11 protein-coding genes are annotated in these 15,969 nt (G+C 72.5%); 2 read left to right on the plus strand and 9 right to left on the minus strand.

The features are described 5' to 3' along the window. Positions 1–4 precede the first annotated feature (4 nt). Entirely contained in the window at positions 5–352 is a 348-nt protein-coding gene (locus AB0K25_RS21575) for a hypothetical protein (RefSeq protein WP_363822257.1), read from the plus strand. Between the two features lie 94 nt (positions 353–446). After that, positions 447–1,115 (plus strand): class I SAM-dependent methyltransferase, encoded by a 669-nt coding sequence (locus AB0K25_RS21580; protein ID WP_219460250.1) that lies wholly within the window; start codon positions 447–449, stop codon positions 1,113–1,115. 43 nt (positions 1,116–1,158) lie between these two features. Here AB0K25_RS21580 and AB0K25_RS21585 read toward each other — a convergent pair whose 3' ends face one another. The 9 genes from AB0K25_RS21585 to AB0K25_RS21625 form a co-directional block, all read right to left on the minus strand. Next, positions 1,159–2,268, minus strand: a complete 1,110-nt coding sequence (locus AB0K25_RS21585) for an HAD-IIIC family phosphatase (RefSeq protein WP_219460247.1) — start codon at positions 2,266–2,268, stop codon at positions 1,159–1,161. A 73-nt stretch (positions 2,269–2,341) separates the two neighbouring features. Next, positions 2,342–3,475, minus strand: coding sequence for an acyl-CoA dehydrogenase family protein (locus AB0K25_RS21590; protein ID WP_357537321.1), 1,134 nt, complete (start codon positions 3,473–3,475; stop codon positions 2,342–2,344). Next, the gene (locus AB0K25_RS21595) at positions 3,468–3,770 is read right to left on the minus strand and encodes an acyl carrier protein (RefSeq protein ID WP_219460244.1); all 303 of its coding nucleotides are present in this window, start codon (positions 3,768–3,770) and stop codon (positions 3,468–3,470) included. Before AB0K25_RS21595 ends, AB0K25_RS21590 begins: the two co-directional genes overlap by 8 nt. Beyond that, entirely contained in the window at positions 3,770–4,660 is an 891-nt protein-coding gene (locus tag AB0K25_RS21600; protein WP_363822262.1) for a 3-hydroxyacyl-CoA dehydrogenase family protein, read from the minus strand. The genes AB0K25_RS21595 and AB0K25_RS21600 overlap by 1 nt, the downstream gene beginning before the upstream one ends. 61 nt (positions 4,661–4,721) lie before the next feature. Further along, a complete protein-coding gene (locus AB0K25_RS21605; RefSeq protein ID WP_363822265.1) occupies positions 4,722–5,930 on the minus strand; it encodes a Rieske 2Fe-2S domain-containing protein in 1,209 nt (402 codons plus the stop codon). Between the two features lie 10 nt (positions 5,931–5,940). Next, on the minus strand, positions 5,941–7,395 hold the full coding sequence (locus AB0K25_RS21610) for a cytochrome P450 (protein WP_357537324.1): 1,455 nt from the start codon (positions 7,393–7,395) through the stop codon (positions 5,941–5,943). A 3-nt stretch (positions 7,396–7,398) separates the two neighbouring features. Beyond that, the gene (locus AB0K25_RS21615; RefSeq protein WP_363822269.1) at positions 7,399–8,418 is read right to left on the minus strand and encodes a 3-oxoacyl-[acyl-carrier-protein] synthase III C-terminal domain-containing protein; all 1,020 of its coding nucleotides are present in this window, start codon (positions 8,416–8,418) and stop codon (positions 7,399–7,401) included. Between the two features lie 17 nt (positions 8,419–8,435). Next, entirely contained in the window at positions 8,436–14,354 is a 5,919-nt protein-coding gene (locus AB0K25_RS21620; protein ID WP_363822272.1) for an SDR family oxidoreductase, read from the minus strand. Next, positions 14,351–15,853, minus strand: coding sequence for an acyltransferase domain-containing protein (locus AB0K25_RS21625; RefSeq protein WP_363822275.1), 1,503 nt, complete (start codon positions 15,851–15,853; stop codon positions 14,351–14,353). Before AB0K25_RS21625 ends, AB0K25_RS21620 begins: the two co-directional genes overlap by 4 nt. Positions 15,854–15,969 lie beyond the last annotated feature (116 nt).

Consider the following 15,969-nt stretch of genomic DNA (forward strand, 5'->3'; position numbering starts at 1 on the left):
GCGGGTGGCCGGACTGGAGCAGCTCGGCTGGATCGCCGATGCTCTCGCCGCCGCTGAGGCCGGCCGCCCACTGCCGCGCGCCCTCACCGAGCAGAGTGCTGCCGCCGCGTACCGTCGGCTGATGTCGGACCCCGAGGTGCCCCACACCACGATTTCCCTCTCGCCGGACCCGGTGTTCAGCGCGTTCGGTGTCACCGAGGTGCTTCGGCAGGCTGTCGCATTCCCCGCCCTGGTCGCGCTGGCCAACCACGACCCGCTGGCCGCCACGATCGATATCGTCCGCGATGCGGCGATCGCCCACGGGGACGACCGCGACAGCTTCCTCACCGAGGCCCACGCCGCTCTACCCTGAGCTACCCACCGTCCCCGCCGCATTCTCGGGAGCCACCAAAATGGCTTGTGCCACACCTTGAGTACGGCGGCAAATTGTCTCTAAAATTGCTGGCATGGCTAATCAGATCGGGGTCGGCCCGGAGCTTCTGGCCTATGTCCGGGAATTCTCGCTCAGGGAGGACGACGTCCTTCGGGCGTTACGCACGCACACCGGTGAGCTGCCCGGCGGTCAGTCCCTGCAGGTGATGGCCGAGGAGGGACAACTCCTTGCGCTGCTGGTGTCCCTGGTCGGGGCCACGAGGGTGCTGGAGGTGGGCACCTTCACCGGTTACAGCACCCTGTGCATGGCCCGGGCGTTGCCACCGCACGGCCGGGTGGTGACCTGTGACATCAGTGCACGGTGGCCGGAGATCGGTGCCGAGTACTGGCACCGCGCGGGGGTTTCCGACCGCATCGAGGTACGCATCGGCGCGGCCGTCAAAACCCTGGAAAAAATGCTCGACGAAGGCACCGGTGGCAGCTTCGATCTCGTTTTCGTCGACGCCGACAAAGCGAACTATCCGCAGTACTACGAATTGGCGGTGCAACTCGTACGCCCCGGTGGACTGGTGGTGGTGGACAACACGCTGTTCTTCGGCCGGGTGGTCGACCCGACCGCCGGTGATCCGGACACCGCCGGGGTACGGCGGGTCAACGCCATGATCCGCGACGACCAACGGGTGGACGTGTGTCTGCTTCCGATGGCCGACGGCATCACGTTGGCCCGCCGGCGGGCCGGCTGACCTCCACACCGCCGCCCGGCCGGTGGGGGCCGGGCGCGGGCGGTCAACCCGCGCCGACGGTCGCCGGGCCGGCCAGGTCGGGGGCGGTCAGCTGGAACGTCGACGGTGCCGGTTGCCGGCGTGCCGCCAGGTGCAGTCGCTGGACGGCCCGGTCGCCGTCGACGGCGATGCGGTCCCGGCATGCGCAGGGCTCCTCGTCGAAGCCGGCGAACCGGTAGGCGATCTCCATCATCCGGTTCCGGTCGTTGGGGCGGAAGTCGGCGATCAGGTGCACGTGGGCTCGGGCGGCCTGGTCCACCAGCCAGGTCAGTAGGACGGTGCCGGTGCCGAAGGACACCACCCGGCACGAGGTGGCGAGCAGCCGCAGGTGCCACACTCCGGGGTGTTTCTCCAGGACCAGCACACCGACCGCGCCGTGCGGCCCGAACCGGTCGGTCAACGTCGTGACCAGGACCTCGTACCGGGGGTCGGCCAACAGGGCCCGCAACGCCTGGTCCGGGTAGTGCACTCCGGTCGCGTTCATCTGGCTGGTCCGCAGGGTCAACTCCTCGACCCGCGACAGGTCCGCGGCGTCGGCGCGCCGGATGCGCATCACCAGTTCCAGCGAGCGCAGGAAGTCCTCCGCCGGGCCGGTGAACCGGGCCTGCTCGTCTGCCCGCCGTTGACCGGCCTGGTACATCTGCCGGCGTCGCCGGGCGTCCACGGTCACCGACGTCGGAGTGAACTCGGGCCGGTCCAACAGGGTTGTGGCGGCGTCGGCGTCGTAGCAGCGTACCTGCGGGAGGTGGAAGGCGACCTCGGCCCGTTCGGCCGGCTGGTCGTCGATGAAGGCGACGGTGCCGAGCGCGAAGCCCAGCCGGTCGGCGATCCGCTGGACCGCGTCGGACTTGCGTCCCCATCCGATCTGCGGTGCCACGAAGTACTCGGCGACACCGAGCGCGCGCAGCCGGGCCCAGGCCGGCTCGTGGTCGTTGCGGCTGCAGACCGACTGGAGGATGCCCCGGGCGTCCAGCCCGGTGATCACCGCCCGGATCGGGTCGGGGAGCACGACCTGTTCGTCCTCCAGCAGGACACCCTGCCAGAGGGTGTCGTCCAGATCCCAGACCAGGCACTTCACGGTCACGGGCGGGACCGTCGGGACGGTGTCGGTCACGTCGACTCCTTCGTGGACTGCCGATCTTGGGCAGTATGGGATGAGCGGGCGGGCAGGCGGCGCGGCGGTGGGGTCACCGGCGGTTCACCGCGTGGTCGGCCAGCATCAGCTGACACATCTCGGTGCTGCCTTCGATGATCTCCATGAGCTTGGCGTCGCGGTACGCCCGGGCGACGGGGTGCCCGTCGACCGCACCGGCCGACGCCAGGATCTGGACCGCGTCGGCGGCGGCCCGGGTGGCGTGCCCGGCGCTGACGTACTTGGCCAGGACGGTGGCGGTGACCACGTCGGGTGAGCCGGTGTCCCAGCAGCGGCTGGCGTGCTCACAGACCCGGGTGGCCACCTGCTCGGCAGCCCACAGGTCGGCCAGGTGCCGGGCGACGAGCTGGTGTCGGGCCAGCGGGCGGCCGAACTGGTGGCGGGAACGGGCGTGTGCGACGGCTGCCGCCACACAGGCCCGCAGGATCCCCACGCACCCCCAGGCGACCGACATCCGGCCGTAGCTCAACGCCGTGGTCACCAGCAGGGACAGCGACTGCCCGCCGGCACCGAGCAGGCTGCTGGCGGGTAGCCGTACCGCGTCGAACCACACGTCGGCGTGGCCGGCGGCCCGGCAGCCCAGCGGATCCGCCCGCCGGTGCACCCGTACCCCCGGGGTGGCCCGGGGCACCACCACGACGGCTCCCTGGTCGCCGAGGCGGGCGAAGACCAGGAGCAGGTCGGCGTGGTCGGCGGCGGTCACCCACACCTTGTGGCCGTCGAGGCGCAGGGTGTCGCCCGTCATGGTGACGGTGGTGGTCATCGCCGACAGGTCGCTGCCCGCCTGCGGTTCGCTGAAGGCCACGGCGGCCGTGTCCGTGGCGGCCAGGCGGGGCAGCAGCGACCTGGCCTGGGTCTGGTCGGCCACCCGTTCGATGGTCCAGGCCGCCATCGCCTGGGAGGTCATGACGCTGCGCAGGGAGCTGCACAGGCTGCCCACCCGGGCGGTGAACTCGCCGCTGTCCAGGCTGCTCCAGCCCGGTCCGCCGTACCCGGTCGGGATCTGGGGGGCGAGCAGGCCGGCGGTGTGGAGTGCGCGCACCACGTCCACGGGTAGCCGGCCCGCCCGGTCCCAGTCGCCCGCCCGGTCGCCGACCAGGCGGGCGACGAGCGTGGCGGCCTGGGCGGGCGTGACGGTGGGCGTGGTGGCGGCGATGGTCTCAGGCACCGTGGTCGCCGGGTTCGCTCGTGCGGAGCCGGTCGACCAGGGCCACCATCCGGCGCACCGTGCGGAAGTTGTCCAACCGCAGGTCGGTGCCGCGTACGGAGACCCCGTACGTCTGCTCCAGGTGTACGACCAACTCCATCGCGAACAGCGACGACAGCCCACCGGTGGCGAAGAGGTCCGTGTCCGGCGGCCAGGTCCGCCCGGTACGCGCCGTCAGGAAGCGCACCAGTTCCGGCGCGGCGGTGTCGACCCGGTCGCCGGTGTCCGACACCTCCTGGTCGGATGGCACAGTCATCACAGGTCTCCCTCGTAGTGGTAGAAACCCCGTCCGCTCTTGCGGCCGAGGTGGCCGGCCTGGACCTTGGTCAGCAGCAGCTCACAGGGGCGGCAGTTCTCGTCGCCGGTGCGTTCGTGCAGCACCCACAGGGAGTCGACCAGGTTGTCCAGGCCGATCAGGTCGGCGGTACGCAGCGGACCGGTCGGATGCCCCAGACATCCCTGCAGGAGTCTGTCGACGGATTCGACGCTCGCCGTGCCGGCGGCCACCACCCGGACCGCACTGTTGATCATCGGGTGCAGGATCCGGCTGGTGACGAAGCCCGGGGCGTCCTCGACCACCACCGACTCCCGGCCCAGGGTGGTGAGCAGCCCGCGTACCGCGTCCAGGGTGTGCGGACCGGTACGCGGGCCGCGGATCACCTCGACGGTCCGGATCAGGTAGGGCGGGTTCATGAAGTGGCTGCCGATCAGGTCTTCCGGTCGTGCCACCGACCGGGCCAGTTCGCCGATGGGGATCGAGGAGGTGTTCGACACCACCGGGATGCCGGGTGCCACCAGGGCGGAGACGTCCGCCAGTACCTTCGCCTTGGCGTTGGGGTCCTCGGTGACCGCCTCGACCACTGCGGTGAAGGTGCCGGTCCGCCCGGTCGGGACGTCCGCGAGGGACAGTCCGACGTCCAGCGGACCGGGTCGGGTGTCCTCCGGTAGGGCACCCATCAGCCGGGCCGTCCGGACCTGCCGGTCGACCCGGTCGGTGGCCTCGGCCAGGCGACGGCGGTCCACGTCGATCATGGACACGGCGATCCCGTGCCCGACCGCCAATGCGGCGATGCCCGTCCCCATCACTCCCGCGCCCAGCACCGCCAGTCGTTGCGCGGCACCCGGCGTTGTGTTCTGCCCCGTCAAGAGGGTCTCCCTTCGTTGCCGCGACGGCACCGGCACGGTTCGCAGGCCACGGCGGCCACGGTCACACCTCGGAGCGGCCGGCCTTCCGTTCGTCGAGGGACGATCCGTTGGCGACCGGCCAACCGTTGACAGCCGGCGATCCGTTGACAGCCGGCGATCCGTTGACAGCCGGCGAACCGTTGGTGGTGGACGTCCTGGAGGCGGCGGCGTCGGTGGAATCACCGGACGGGGTGGGGTCGGTGTAGAACTGCCGCGCCCACTGCCGGTACCGCCCGATCGGGCCGTCGCCCCGGGCGAGCTTCGGCTGTTCGACGTGCTCCTGGTGGTGCCACATCAGCAGGTCCGCGCCGGTGTCGACCGAGGCCACCCGTTGGGCGATCGCGCCGAGCAGCCGCGCGACGGGCATCGCCGTCGCGCGGGCGGCCCGCTCGGGCAGGAACGGCAGACCGGCAAGCTCCAGCTTGGTGCCGAACCGCAGTTGGATCCGACCGGCGGTGGTGGGGGTCGCGTGCAGCATGACGTGGAGATCGCCCGCGCCGTTGGGCAACCGGGTGCGGGCCGCGATGGTGGCCAGTCCGATCACGGTGAGGGTGTAGGACTGGCGGCTCTGGCGCATGACCGTTCCCCGGGCGGTCGCGGTGACCGTGCTGATCGGCTCCCCCATCACCGGCGTGCCCTCGATGACCAGGTCCCGCAGCCCGTGCAGCGCCGGGAGGTGCCCCCAGTCGAAGGCGTTCTCGATGACGTCCTGCGGGTGACCGGCGATGTCGAAGGTGTTGTGGCTGAAGGGTTGCCGCTCGTCCAGGCCGAAGATCGGCACCTGCCACTGCGGTGCGAGGCCGAGCGCGTGCCGCCACACGTAGATCGACCCGTTGGCCTCGCAGACGGGGAACTGGGTGAGGGTCGCCTTGGGCGGTGGCAGGTCGTACCCGGTCCGTACGCAGGCCCCGGAGGGGTCGAAGGCGAACCGGTGGAAGGGACAGACGATCTCCTCACCGTCGAGTGTTCCACCGACGCCCAGGTGTGCCCCGAGGTGGGGGCAGCGTGGGCGGACCGCCCGCAGCAACCCGCGGGGGGTCCGGTAGACGACCACCTCGCCCCCCATGAACGGGCGGGTGGTGATGGCCCCGGGGCGGACCTCGTCGGAGAAGGCCACGCAGAACCACCCGTTCGGGTCGGGACGCGTGGGCGGGTGGAGCCGGTCGGCGGGTGCGGCGGTGTGCCGGCGGATCTCACGGTTGCGAAGCAGCTGTTTGACCAGTGATCTCATGGTTGTTCTCCTAGTGGGCGACCGGGCAGGCGTCAGGGCCCGGTCCGGGGGGCGACGGCACAGGTAGGGGCTGCGACGTGGCGACCGGCGGCGCGTCGGTCCCGGAGGGCTCCGTCAGGCGACGCCGCAGCCGCAGGCGCAGCCCTCGGGAGCTGAGGCTGGTCTCCACCTTGGGTCGGAAGGGTTCCTCGCCGACGGGGGACAACTCCCAGCGGGCCGCCACCGCGGTCAGGGCCAGGATCGCCTCGGTGAGCGCGAACTGGTCCCCGATGCACTTGCGGGCGCCGGCGCCGAACGGGACGTAGCCGGTCCGGTCGGGTGAGGTGCCGCGCCAGCGGTCCGGGTCGAAGTGGTCCGGGTCGGCGTACAGGTCGGGCCGCCGGTGAATCAGGTACGGGCTGAGCACGAGGGTGTCGCCGCGGCGTAGCCGTACCCCGTCGAGTTCGGCCTCCTGGGCGACGGTGCGGGTCATCATCCAGGCCGGCGGGTAGAGCCGGAGGGTTTCGGTGACCACCCGGGTCGCCAGGTCGAGCCGGGGCAGGTGTTCGGGGCCGGGGAGCGCGCCTGCCAGGACGGTGTCGGTTTCGGCCTGTAGTGCGTGTTGGATTTCCGGATGGGTGGCCAACAGGTGCAGTGCCCAGGCCAGGGTGATGGCGGTGGTCTCCATGCCGCCGAGGAAGAAGGTGAGGGCCTGGTCGGCCAGTTCGGAGTCGCTGAGCCGCTGCTCGTGGTCACGGCTTTCCACGTCGACGGCCGCGACCAGTGCGGAGAGCAGGTCGGCGTGGTCGGTGGGGTCGGCCCGGCGGGCGGCGACGATCTCGGTGATGGTGGCGAAGAGCCGGCTGCGGGCCTGGTCGTAGCGTCGTTTGGCGGGGGTCGGCAGCCGGCGTAGCAGGGCCGGGGTCATCATCCGGCGGAAGAAGGCGCTGACCACGGTGTTGGTGTCGGCCAGGGCGCGGCGGAGGGTGTCCGCGGGGAGGGACCCGCTGAACATCGTCTCCATGGTGGCCTGGGTGGTCAGCGTCATCATCTCCCGGGTGACGTCGAGCACCTGACCGTCGTGCCAGGAGCCGGCGGTGGCGTGGGAGGCCCGGCCGAACACCGCCGCGTACCCGTGTAGGCGCTGTGGGTGGAACGACGGTTGGCACAGTCGCCGTTGTCGCCGGTGCAGCGGGTACGGGCAGGTGGACAGCCCGTCGCCGATGACCTCCCGAATCCGGTCGTAGATCGGGCCGCCCTTGTCGAAGGTCCGGTCGTTGACGAAGATGTGCCGGGTCAGGGTCGGGTCGCAGATCAGCACCGCGGAGGTCGGGCCCAACCGGACCCGCACCATCCTGGGGTAGCCGGCCAGGGAACGGATGAAGGCCAGTGGATCCCGCAACAGGGGCAACGCGTGTCCGAGGAGCGGTAGTGCGCCTGGTGCCAGGGGAATCGACGCGGTGGTCGTCGTGGTCGTCTCGGTCATGGGTTACCTCGTTCTCCGGTCCGACGTCGTCGCACCGGGCGGTGGGCGGGTGATCTCGAGCAGGGCGGTGGTCCAGCGGAAGCCGAGGCCGAAGCTCACGACGAGGACGTGGTCCCCGACCCGCAGCGCGCCGGTGCGGAACATCCGGTCCAGGGCGAGCAGCACGTCGCAGGGGCCGGCGTGGCCGAGGTGGCGGCCGAAGGTCCAGCTGCTGTCGGTGGCGCGGCGGTGCAGCGGGGGTCCGGAGAGCACCAGGTCGAGCACGGCTGACCCGATCGCGATGGCCACCACGTGCGAGATGTCGGCCGCGGCCAGGCCGGTCTCGTCGAGGACGGTGTCGACACAGTGGCGGGTGCGGCGTTGCAGCGCCCCGATGTGCGGCAGGAGTCCGGTCTGTTCGGCGAGGAACCGTCGGCCGTCGCCGGCGGCGGTGCCCCGCTCACCGGCGCGGGTCAGCACCTCCAGCTCCGGTTCGGTGGCTTGGGCGGTGGCCAGCAGCCGGGCGAAGCCGGTGCCCCGGGTGAGTACCGCGGCGGCGCCGGCGTCACCGGCGACGTAGCCGATGTCGCGGACGTGGCCCCACCGCTGGTGGGGGAAGCGGGCTCCGGCGGTGACCAGGGCCGCCGGGGCGGTGGGTTGGGCGGTGAGGTGTTCGGCGGCGGTCACCAGGGCGGCCGCGCCGCCGTCACTGGCCGCGCCGACCTCGATGCCGGTGGTACGGGTGGCTCCGAGGACCCGCAGCAGGTACGGCGCGGGCGTGTAGTGGTCCTCGTCCTGGAAGGTGGCGTGGGCCAGCAGGCTCACATCGGCGCTGGGGACCTCGGCGTGGCGCAGGGCCAGCAGGGCGGCCCGGGCCGCCATCTGGGTGGCGGTCTCCCCGGTCGAGACTGCCGCCGAGGTGAACCCGTTGGCCGCCGCCATGGACGACGGACCGGCCTGGGTGCCGCCCCACGGGTCGTGCTCGGGTCGGATCGGGGGTATCCAGGAACCGGTTCCGGCGATCGTGATGTCGTGCCACAACACCGCTGTCTCCTCGGCTGTCAGGGAAGGGCCGGCTGGGGGAGGTCGGCGTGTGGCCGGATCAACCTCCCGCTGTGGTCGGTGGCGTGCGCGCTGACCCCGGTGATCCGGGCCAGGACGTGGCCGTCCGTGGTCGACGCGGTCAACGCGCCGTCGGCGAACCGGCAGTGCAGCCGGATCGTCGGGTGCGCGGCGCTGAGCTGGCAGTCGTTGCCCGGTCCGCCGAGGTCCACCGCCTCGATGCCGGCCATCGGGCCGACCAGGGGTGGCCGGTCGCCGGGTGGCGGCAGAAGCAGCAGGTGCACCATCGCGTCCAGCAGGATCGCCGGTACGGTCATCCCGGCCAGGGCCGGGTTCCACGCCTCATGGTCCAGGCGGAACGTGGCGCTCGTGCCGTCCGGTCCACGGGCGTACTCGCCGGTTCCGGCGAACGGGCCGCTGAGGGTGATCGGCAGGTCGGCGGAGTAGACCGGCATGGTGAAGTCCGGTTCGGGGCGGTGTGTCACCTGGTCGGTCGGCGCGGGCAGTGTGGGGTGCCGGTCGGCCAGCATGACGGTCGTCTCGCAGAGCAGGTCGTTGAAGCGCAGGATCTTGCCGTTGCGGCCGACCCGGTTGGTGGTGATGCGGACTGCCACCACGGCCCGGTCCGGGGACCGGTCGGTGAGTTGGGCCTCCACGGTGATGGTGCGGGGTGGTCCGGCGGACCTGACCGTCACCGACGTCCGGCAGACCAGGTCCCGGAATCCGGTGACGACGAGGTCGGGGCAGAGGTGTCCGGCGGCGCCGGCGGCGGCCTCGAGGGCGAAGGTGCCGGGGAGGACGTACTCCCCGTTGACCCGGTGGTGGCGCATCCACCGGCCGTCCTGTTCGGCGAGGGTGTGTGGTTCCCAGGTTTTGGTGAACACCGCCCAGCGGCGGCCGCGCAGCAGTACGCCGTCGAGCAGCGGCGTGGCCAGGGAGGGGTCCGGTGGGGTCGGTGGTGGTGCGTCGGGTACGGGCAGTGGCAGCCGGCCGCTGGTGGTGTCGGTGCTGATTCCCCGCTGCCCCAGCAGTACGCGTTCCTCCTGCCGGAGGTAGAAGACCGCCGCCCCGCTGCCGGGCCGGGTCACCGCATCGAGGAACTGGGCGGCGCCCTGCCGGCTGCTGATGTAGGCGTCCATCCGGTTGCGGCGCAGGGTTTCCTGCATGGCGGTGCTGCTGGCGACGCCGACCTCCCGCCAGCCGCTCCAGAGGATGGCGAGTTCGCGGTGTCCCTCGGGTGCGTGTCGGTCGGCCCAGGCGCTCGCGTACGCCAGGTATTCGTTGACGGCGCAGTAGTCGACGTCTCCGGGGGCGGGGGCGAGGGTGGCCAGGGTGCTGAAGTTGCACCAGGTCCGGGGCGGCCGGCCGGCCAGGGCGCGTTTGAGGTTGCGGTAGCCGGTGGCTTTGGTGGCCCGTACCGCCCGGAAGTCGGCAAGGGTCTTCGCGTGCAGTGCCCGGGAGCGCAGGTCGAGGACGGTGTTGACGAGCAGGTCGATGCGTCCGTGCCGGTCGATGACTTCGTCGAGGACGGCTTGGGTGCGGTCCGCGTCGAGGACGTCGCACACCCGGTGGTGGACCCGGTCCGGGCCGCAGAGTTCGGCGAGCCGGTTCACGGTGCGGCGTACCTCCAGGCGGGCCTGGGCGCGTTCGTAGCTGGTCTTGAGTTCCCGCACCGACGCGTCGGGGTGTTCCCGGCGTCCGGCGGCGATGAACTCGGCCTGGGGTGGCAGTTCGTCGTCGGTCTCGGGTAGCGGGGTGCGGCCGACGAGGTACAGGTGGGGTCGGTCGGTGGTGCGGGCCACGGCGTCGAGGAGTTCGGGGGTGATGCCGCGGGCGCCACCGAAGGCGACCACGATCGCTCCGGGTGGCAGGGCGGGTTCTGCCGTGTGGTGTGGTCGGGTCTCGTCGTCGCCGACGGCCAGTTCGGACCAGGTCTGCCCGTGGCAGGCCAGGGTGTGCGTCGGCACCCGGGCGGTCGCCGCCCGGGCCAGCTGTGCCAGCGCGGTCGGGGCTTGCGACGCGTCGGTGATCAGGGTGTTCCCGCTGCACTGCGGGACCTCGGCCCGTACCGAGCGGACGAGTCCGCTGAACAGACCGGCGAGCGGGTGGGTCGTTCCCTGCGGCAGGGCGGCGAGCAGCAACGCGGCGAGCGACCCGCCGGCGCGCAGCGCGGGCAGTGCGGCCTGGATGGTGGTGAACGCCAGGTCCTGGAGGTCCTCCGACCGGGCGGCCTGGGTGTCGTCGGCGCCGTCGTCGGGGGTTTCGAGCCGGGTGAGGATCCGGATGTGGCGTGGGACGAACGGCAGGTCAGCCAGCGCGTCGGCGGCGGCGTCGGGTGGTACGTGGGTGGCGGCGTCGACTCCTGGCTGCGGTGACCAGACGGCGATGTCCGGTCCGGTGACCGCGGCGGCGAGGTCTGCGGCGTCGGTGAGCACGATGCTCCCGGCGGGGATCGCCGGCCCGTCCGGGTCGGGTGGGGTCAGGGGGCGTAGGTGGAGGGTCTGCCGGCGGCCGATCGGCTGTTCGGCCGGTTCCGGGACGGGCCTGCTCGGGTCCGGGTCGGGACCGGCCGGCCTGGTGAACCGGATCGTGGGTGATCCGGGAGCGGCCGGGGACACGACGGCGTCGGTGCCGGTGACGACGGCCCGGAGCACCGCCAGCAGGGCGTCGAGGGCCAGGTAGGTGCGGTCGGTGCCGGCCGGTGCGGGCAGGGTGTGCGCCGGGTCGTCGGCGGTGCCCCCGGGTGCGGTGCCGAGGGTGCCCAGGATGGGCAGGCCGTGTTCCCGGGCGGTGGAGCGGCGGGCGACGGCGACGACGGCGGCGCCCTCGGCGACCGACCGGCCTGCCGGTACGAGGGTGTCCAGGTGCCGGTCCCATCCGCTGATCGGTCGCAGGCTGACCGCGCCGACGAGGGCCAGGTCGCAGGCCCGGTGGCGGAGTTGACGCAGGGCCAGGTCGAGGGCGCTGTGGGCGGAGTCGCGGTGGGCGTAGACGCTGGTGCCGAAGCCCCGCAGGTCGTAGTAGTTGGCGGCCCGGCCGGACAGGATGCAGGAGACGGCGCCGGTGAAGTCGTCCTCGTTGAGCTCGTCGGGTATGACGTCGCCGGCGTCGGCGAGTGCCTTGGCGAGGTACTCCCGCAGGGTCTGGGCCTGCCCGGGGTCGGGTAGCAGGTCGAACGTCGAGGCGCACTCCTGTGCGTGCACCCGTAGGGCGGCGCGGGCGTTGTGCGTGGTCGGCAGGCTCGCCCCCACCAGGATCGCGGTGGTGGGTCGCAGTGTGGTTCCCGGTTCGCCGAGGTCGGCCAGGAGCGGCCCGAGGGCTTGGAGCATCATCAGGTGGGCGGGGTCCATGTGCCGCATCGTCCGGGGTGGGATCCGCACGTCGAGGGGGGACGGCAGCGGGTACGGGCTGCCGAAGCTGAGCTGCGGGGCCGGGCCGTCGCCGGCGAGCCAGCCGGGCACCCGGTCGCGGTCCAGGCCGGGCAGGTGGGTGCTCCAGCCCACCACGACCAGGTCCTCGGTGTCCGGGGTGCGGTCGGGCACCGACGGTCGGGGCGCGGGTCGGGTCGACGGCACCCGGTCGGCGAGCACCACGTGGGCGTCGGCTCCCCCGAGGCCGAACGAGGACACCCCGACCATCCGGGGGCGGGCCTCGTCGACGGGCCAGGGCGCATCGGTGACGGGCACCGTCAGGCGGGTGCCGTCGCCCAGCAGCGGGTGGGGATCGGTGACCACGGTGTGGCCGGGAATCGTGCGGTGGGCGAGGGCGACCAGTGCGTGCGCCACCGACACCAGCCCGGCCAGGACACCGGTGTGGCCGAAGACCTGTTTGTTCGACGTCAACAGGCACGGTCGGTCCCGCTCGCCGAGTCGTGACAGCAGGGAGCGTAGTTCCACCTCGTCGCCGACGGGGGTGCCGGTGCCGTGGGCCACCACCCAGTCCACGTCGGAGGCGTCGACGCGGGCGTCGGCCCAGGCCCGACCGATCGCGAGTTCCTGTCCCCGGGTGGCCGGGGCGTGGATGCCCTTGCCGCGGCCGTCGGCGGCCAGTCCGGTGCCGAGGACGACGCCGTGGATGTGGTCGCCGTCGGCCACCGCGCGGGCGTACGGTTTCAGCGCGAGCATGACGGCGCCCTCACCGATCAGGGTCCCGTCGGCCGCCTGGTCGAAGGGGCGGATCCGGCCGCTGACGGTGATTCCCTGGGCCCGGCAGAACAGCGTGAAGCCGATCGGTTCGATCACCGACGTGCCGCCGACCAGCGCCACGTCACAGCTTCCCTCGCGGAGGGCCTTGACGGCGGCGTCGAGACAGAACAGGCCGGTGGCGCAGGCCGCGTCGAGGGTCAGGTGTTGGGCGTCGTCCGGGATCAGGCCGCGTAGCGCGTTGCGGGAGACTGAGGCGGGCAGGTAGGCCAGCGGGTTGCCGCCGTCGCCGCCGTAGTGGGCGCTGATGGCGTGGTCGGCGAGTTCGGCCAGCCAGTCGTCGCCGCCGCTGCTCTGGATGGCGTCGCGGATCAGGCGTTGGTACTCGTCGCCGAGGACGACGCCCTGGGTGCCGAGCCCGGTCTGGTCGTGGATGCCGGTGGTCGCCGCCAGCCACCGGTCGCCGGACCGGCGGTGTACTCCGGCCAGGGCCTGGACGGTGCAGTGTCGGAGCCATCGGGTGGTGCGTGGCCAGCCGGGGTGTTCCAGGAACCCGTCGGGTTCGGTGATCGAGGCGGGGTCGGGGACGAAGCCCTGCACGTAGCCGGCTTCCCGGATGTAGAAGCTGTCGGTCTCCGCCGCGCTGGCCGACCAGAAGTGCCGCAGGTCGAACGCGGACGGTTCGCTGGCCAGCAGGGCGCCCTCCCGGAGCCGGTCGTAGAGGTCGGCGGGGTTGTTGGTGCCGGGCAGGACCACCCCGAGGCCGACCACCGCGATGGCGTCCGGGTCGTGCCCGCCGGGGCCGGGGCCGACCTCCGGTCGGCGCGGCTGCGGGTCGCGCACCGGACGTGGTGTCGCGGCCGGGGCCGGTTCGGGCACGGCGGCGGCCTCGGTGGTCGCGGGGTGCGTCTCGGGTGCCGTGGCTGCTGCGGTGGGGCGGACCGGTGGGGTGCGGGTGGGCACACCGACCTGCGCGGCGAGTTTGCTGTGCAGTCGCAGGCTCTGCATGCCGCCGATGCTGATGCCGCCGTCGGCGACGAGGGTCTGCCCGGTGATGAATCCGGTGTCCGGGTGCAGGAGGTGGACGAGCAGCCGGGCCGCTTCGGGGGTAGAGATGGTGCGGCGCATCAGGTCGCTGGTGCGCGGCGAGTCTCCGAGCGCGGCGGCCGGGTCGTCGAGGTTGACGACGATCTCGCTGGCCACGGAGCCCAGCAGCACGGTGTTGACCCGGATGTCCTGGTCGGCCAGTTCCAGTGCCAGGTACCGGACCATGGATTCCAGGGCGGCCTTGGTGACGCCGCCGGGGCCGTACCCGGGGACCGGCTGGTGGGCGCCGACGCTGGACAGGCAGAGGATGCCTGCTCCCGGGCGGCCCACCATCAGCTCGGCCGCCCGGCGGGAGCAGTGGTAGGCGCCCATGACGTTGGTGGACCAGGCCCGCTGCCAGTACGTGTCGTCGACGTCGAACAGGGGCAGGAACGCCCCTCCGGCCGCGTTGTTGACGAGGAAGTCGAGGCCGCCGTGCCGCTGCCGGACCAGGTCGAACATCTTGTCGATCTCGGTGCGTTTGGCCACCGAGGCCCGGATGAACTCCGCGCTGAGGCCGGCCTGCGCCAGCTCGGCGCGCAGCAGTTCGGCCTGCTCGACGGAGTGGAAGTAGTTGACGATGACGTGTGCGCCGCAGGTGGCCAGTCGACGGACGATGTCCGCGCCGAGGCTCTTGGCCGCGCCGGTCACCAACGCGATCCGACCGTGCAGGCTTGGTGTGTCGGTCATCGGGCGGTCGCCTCCCCCCGGGCCTGGACGACGGCCTGCGCGATCCGCCCCAGGGTGCCGACGGTCAGCAGGGAGGTGTTGGCCCGCAGGTCCGGCAGGCCGTACCGGTCGGCGACCCGGCCGAGGAGGGCGACCTGCTTGAGTGACTCCACGCCCAGGTCGGATTCCAGGCCGTCGTCGTCGCCGAGCAGCTCCGGCGGATAGCCCAGGTAGTCGCCGTACAGGGCCCGGATCTCGTTCAGCACCACCGCGTACCGCCCCTCGGTGTCCGATGTGGAGACTGAGGGGGCCACCGTGGCTGGGGAGGCCGGTGCGACCGGTGACTGCGGGGTCGGCGGTGCCAGGACGGACGGGATAGGGGGTGCGGCCGGGGCGCTTGGGGCCGCCGGGACGACCGGCACTGCCGCGACCGCTGGGGCGGGTGCGGTCGCCACGGGTGGCGGCACCACGACGGGGGGAGCCGGTCGCGGCGGCGTCGGTGGCGCGGACGTGACGGGTGGAGGGGCCGCCAGGACAGGCGGCGACGCTGGCGTCCGTACCTGCGGTGACATCGTCTCGGTGCGGCCGGCGACCAGCGCCCGGACCGCCGCGACCGGGTCGTGTTCGCTCAGCGGCACCACCGAATGGATGCCCGGGACCGACGCCTCGACGAACCGGGTGACGACCGGCCACTCCCCGCATTCGATGAACGTGTCCGCGCCGGCGGCGTGCAGGGCACGCACCGTGTGCAACATCCTCACCTGGGCGGTGAGCGCGCCGGCGACCAGCTCGACCGGGTCCTCGTCGCCGATGTCCCGGCCCAGCCACGGTGAGGACACCCGCCACCGTCCACCGCCGTAGGACACCCGGGGGGCGGTGGCCAGCAGGTCCCGGGCGGCCTGCGCGACCGCGGGGGTGTGGGTGGGATGCGGAACGTCGAGGCGGACACTCGGCCAGCCGAGCGCCTCGGCCACCCGCTCCGCCTCGTCGATCTGCCGCCGCGGACCGCTGAGGACACTCTGCCGGGGTGTGTTCTCGCAGGCCAGCACCAGGTGTGGGTGGCCGATCAGCCCGGCGAGTGACTCCGCGCGGCGGCCGTCCACCCCGACGGCGAGCATCGTGCCCGGCCACGCCTGCCGGGTCAGTGCCCGGGACCTGGCCACCGCCAGGCGCGCGGCGTCGCCGACCGACACGTGTCCGGCGGCGGCCAGGGCCCAGAGTTCCCCGATGCTCTGTCCGACGATCGCCACCGGTTCGACGCCCTCGGCGAGGAGCAGGTGGTACGTGGCGAGGCTGACCGCGAAGATCTCCAGGTACTGCACCTCGGGGCTGTAGGGGCGTTCGCCGGCCACGTCCTCGATCAGGCGGGTGCTGATGTCGGGCAACCCCAGTTCCCGGGCCGCCTTGTCGATGCGGGTCAGTGCCTCCCGTACCGTCTCGTAGCGGCTGTGCAGGTCACGCAGGATGCCCGTACGGGGAGCAGCCACTGTGCCGGGCATGACGAAGACAGAATCCACCATGTGCGTCACCCTCGTTTCCGTCCCGGTGAACGGGCTCTGGCGCGCCGTGACGGCGCAGGGACAATCGACGACGTGCGACCTGCGGGTCCGGTGTGCCCTGCCGTCACCCCCGGCCC

The sequence above is a fragment of the Micromonospora sp. NPDC049257 genome (genome assembly GCF_040678915.1).
In the GTDB taxonomy this organism is placed as follows: domain Bacteria; phylum Actinomycetota; class Actinomycetes; order Mycobacteriales; family Micromonosporaceae; genus Micromonospora; species Micromonospora antibiotica.

Excerpts from the sequence above, each read along its gene's own strand:
- AB0K25_RS21580 (WP_219460250.1), top strand. The coding sequence starts at position 447 with ATGGCTAATCAGATCGGGGTCGGCCCGGAGCTTCTGGCCTATGTCCGG.
- AB0K25_RS21595 (WP_219460244.1), bottom strand. The coding sequence starts at position 3,770 with ATGACTGTGCCATCCGACCAGGAGGTGTCGGACACCGGCGACCGGGTC.
- AB0K25_RS21605 (WP_363822265.1), bottom strand. The coding sequence starts at position 5,930 with ATGAGATCACTGGTCAAACAGCTGCTTCGCAACCGTGAGATCCGCCGG.
- AB0K25_RS21610 (WP_357537324.1), bottom strand. The coding sequence starts at position 7,395 with ATGACCGAGACGACCACGACGACCACCGCGTCGATTCCCCTGGCACCA.
- AB0K25_RS21620 (WP_363822272.1), bottom strand. The coding sequence starts at position 14,354 with ATGACCGACACACCAAGCCTGCACGGTCGGATCGCGTTGGTGACCGGC.
- AB0K25_RS21625 (WP_363822275.1), bottom strand. The coding sequence starts at position 15,853 with ATGGTGGATTCTGTCTTCGTCATGCCCGGCACAGTGGCTGCTCCCCGT.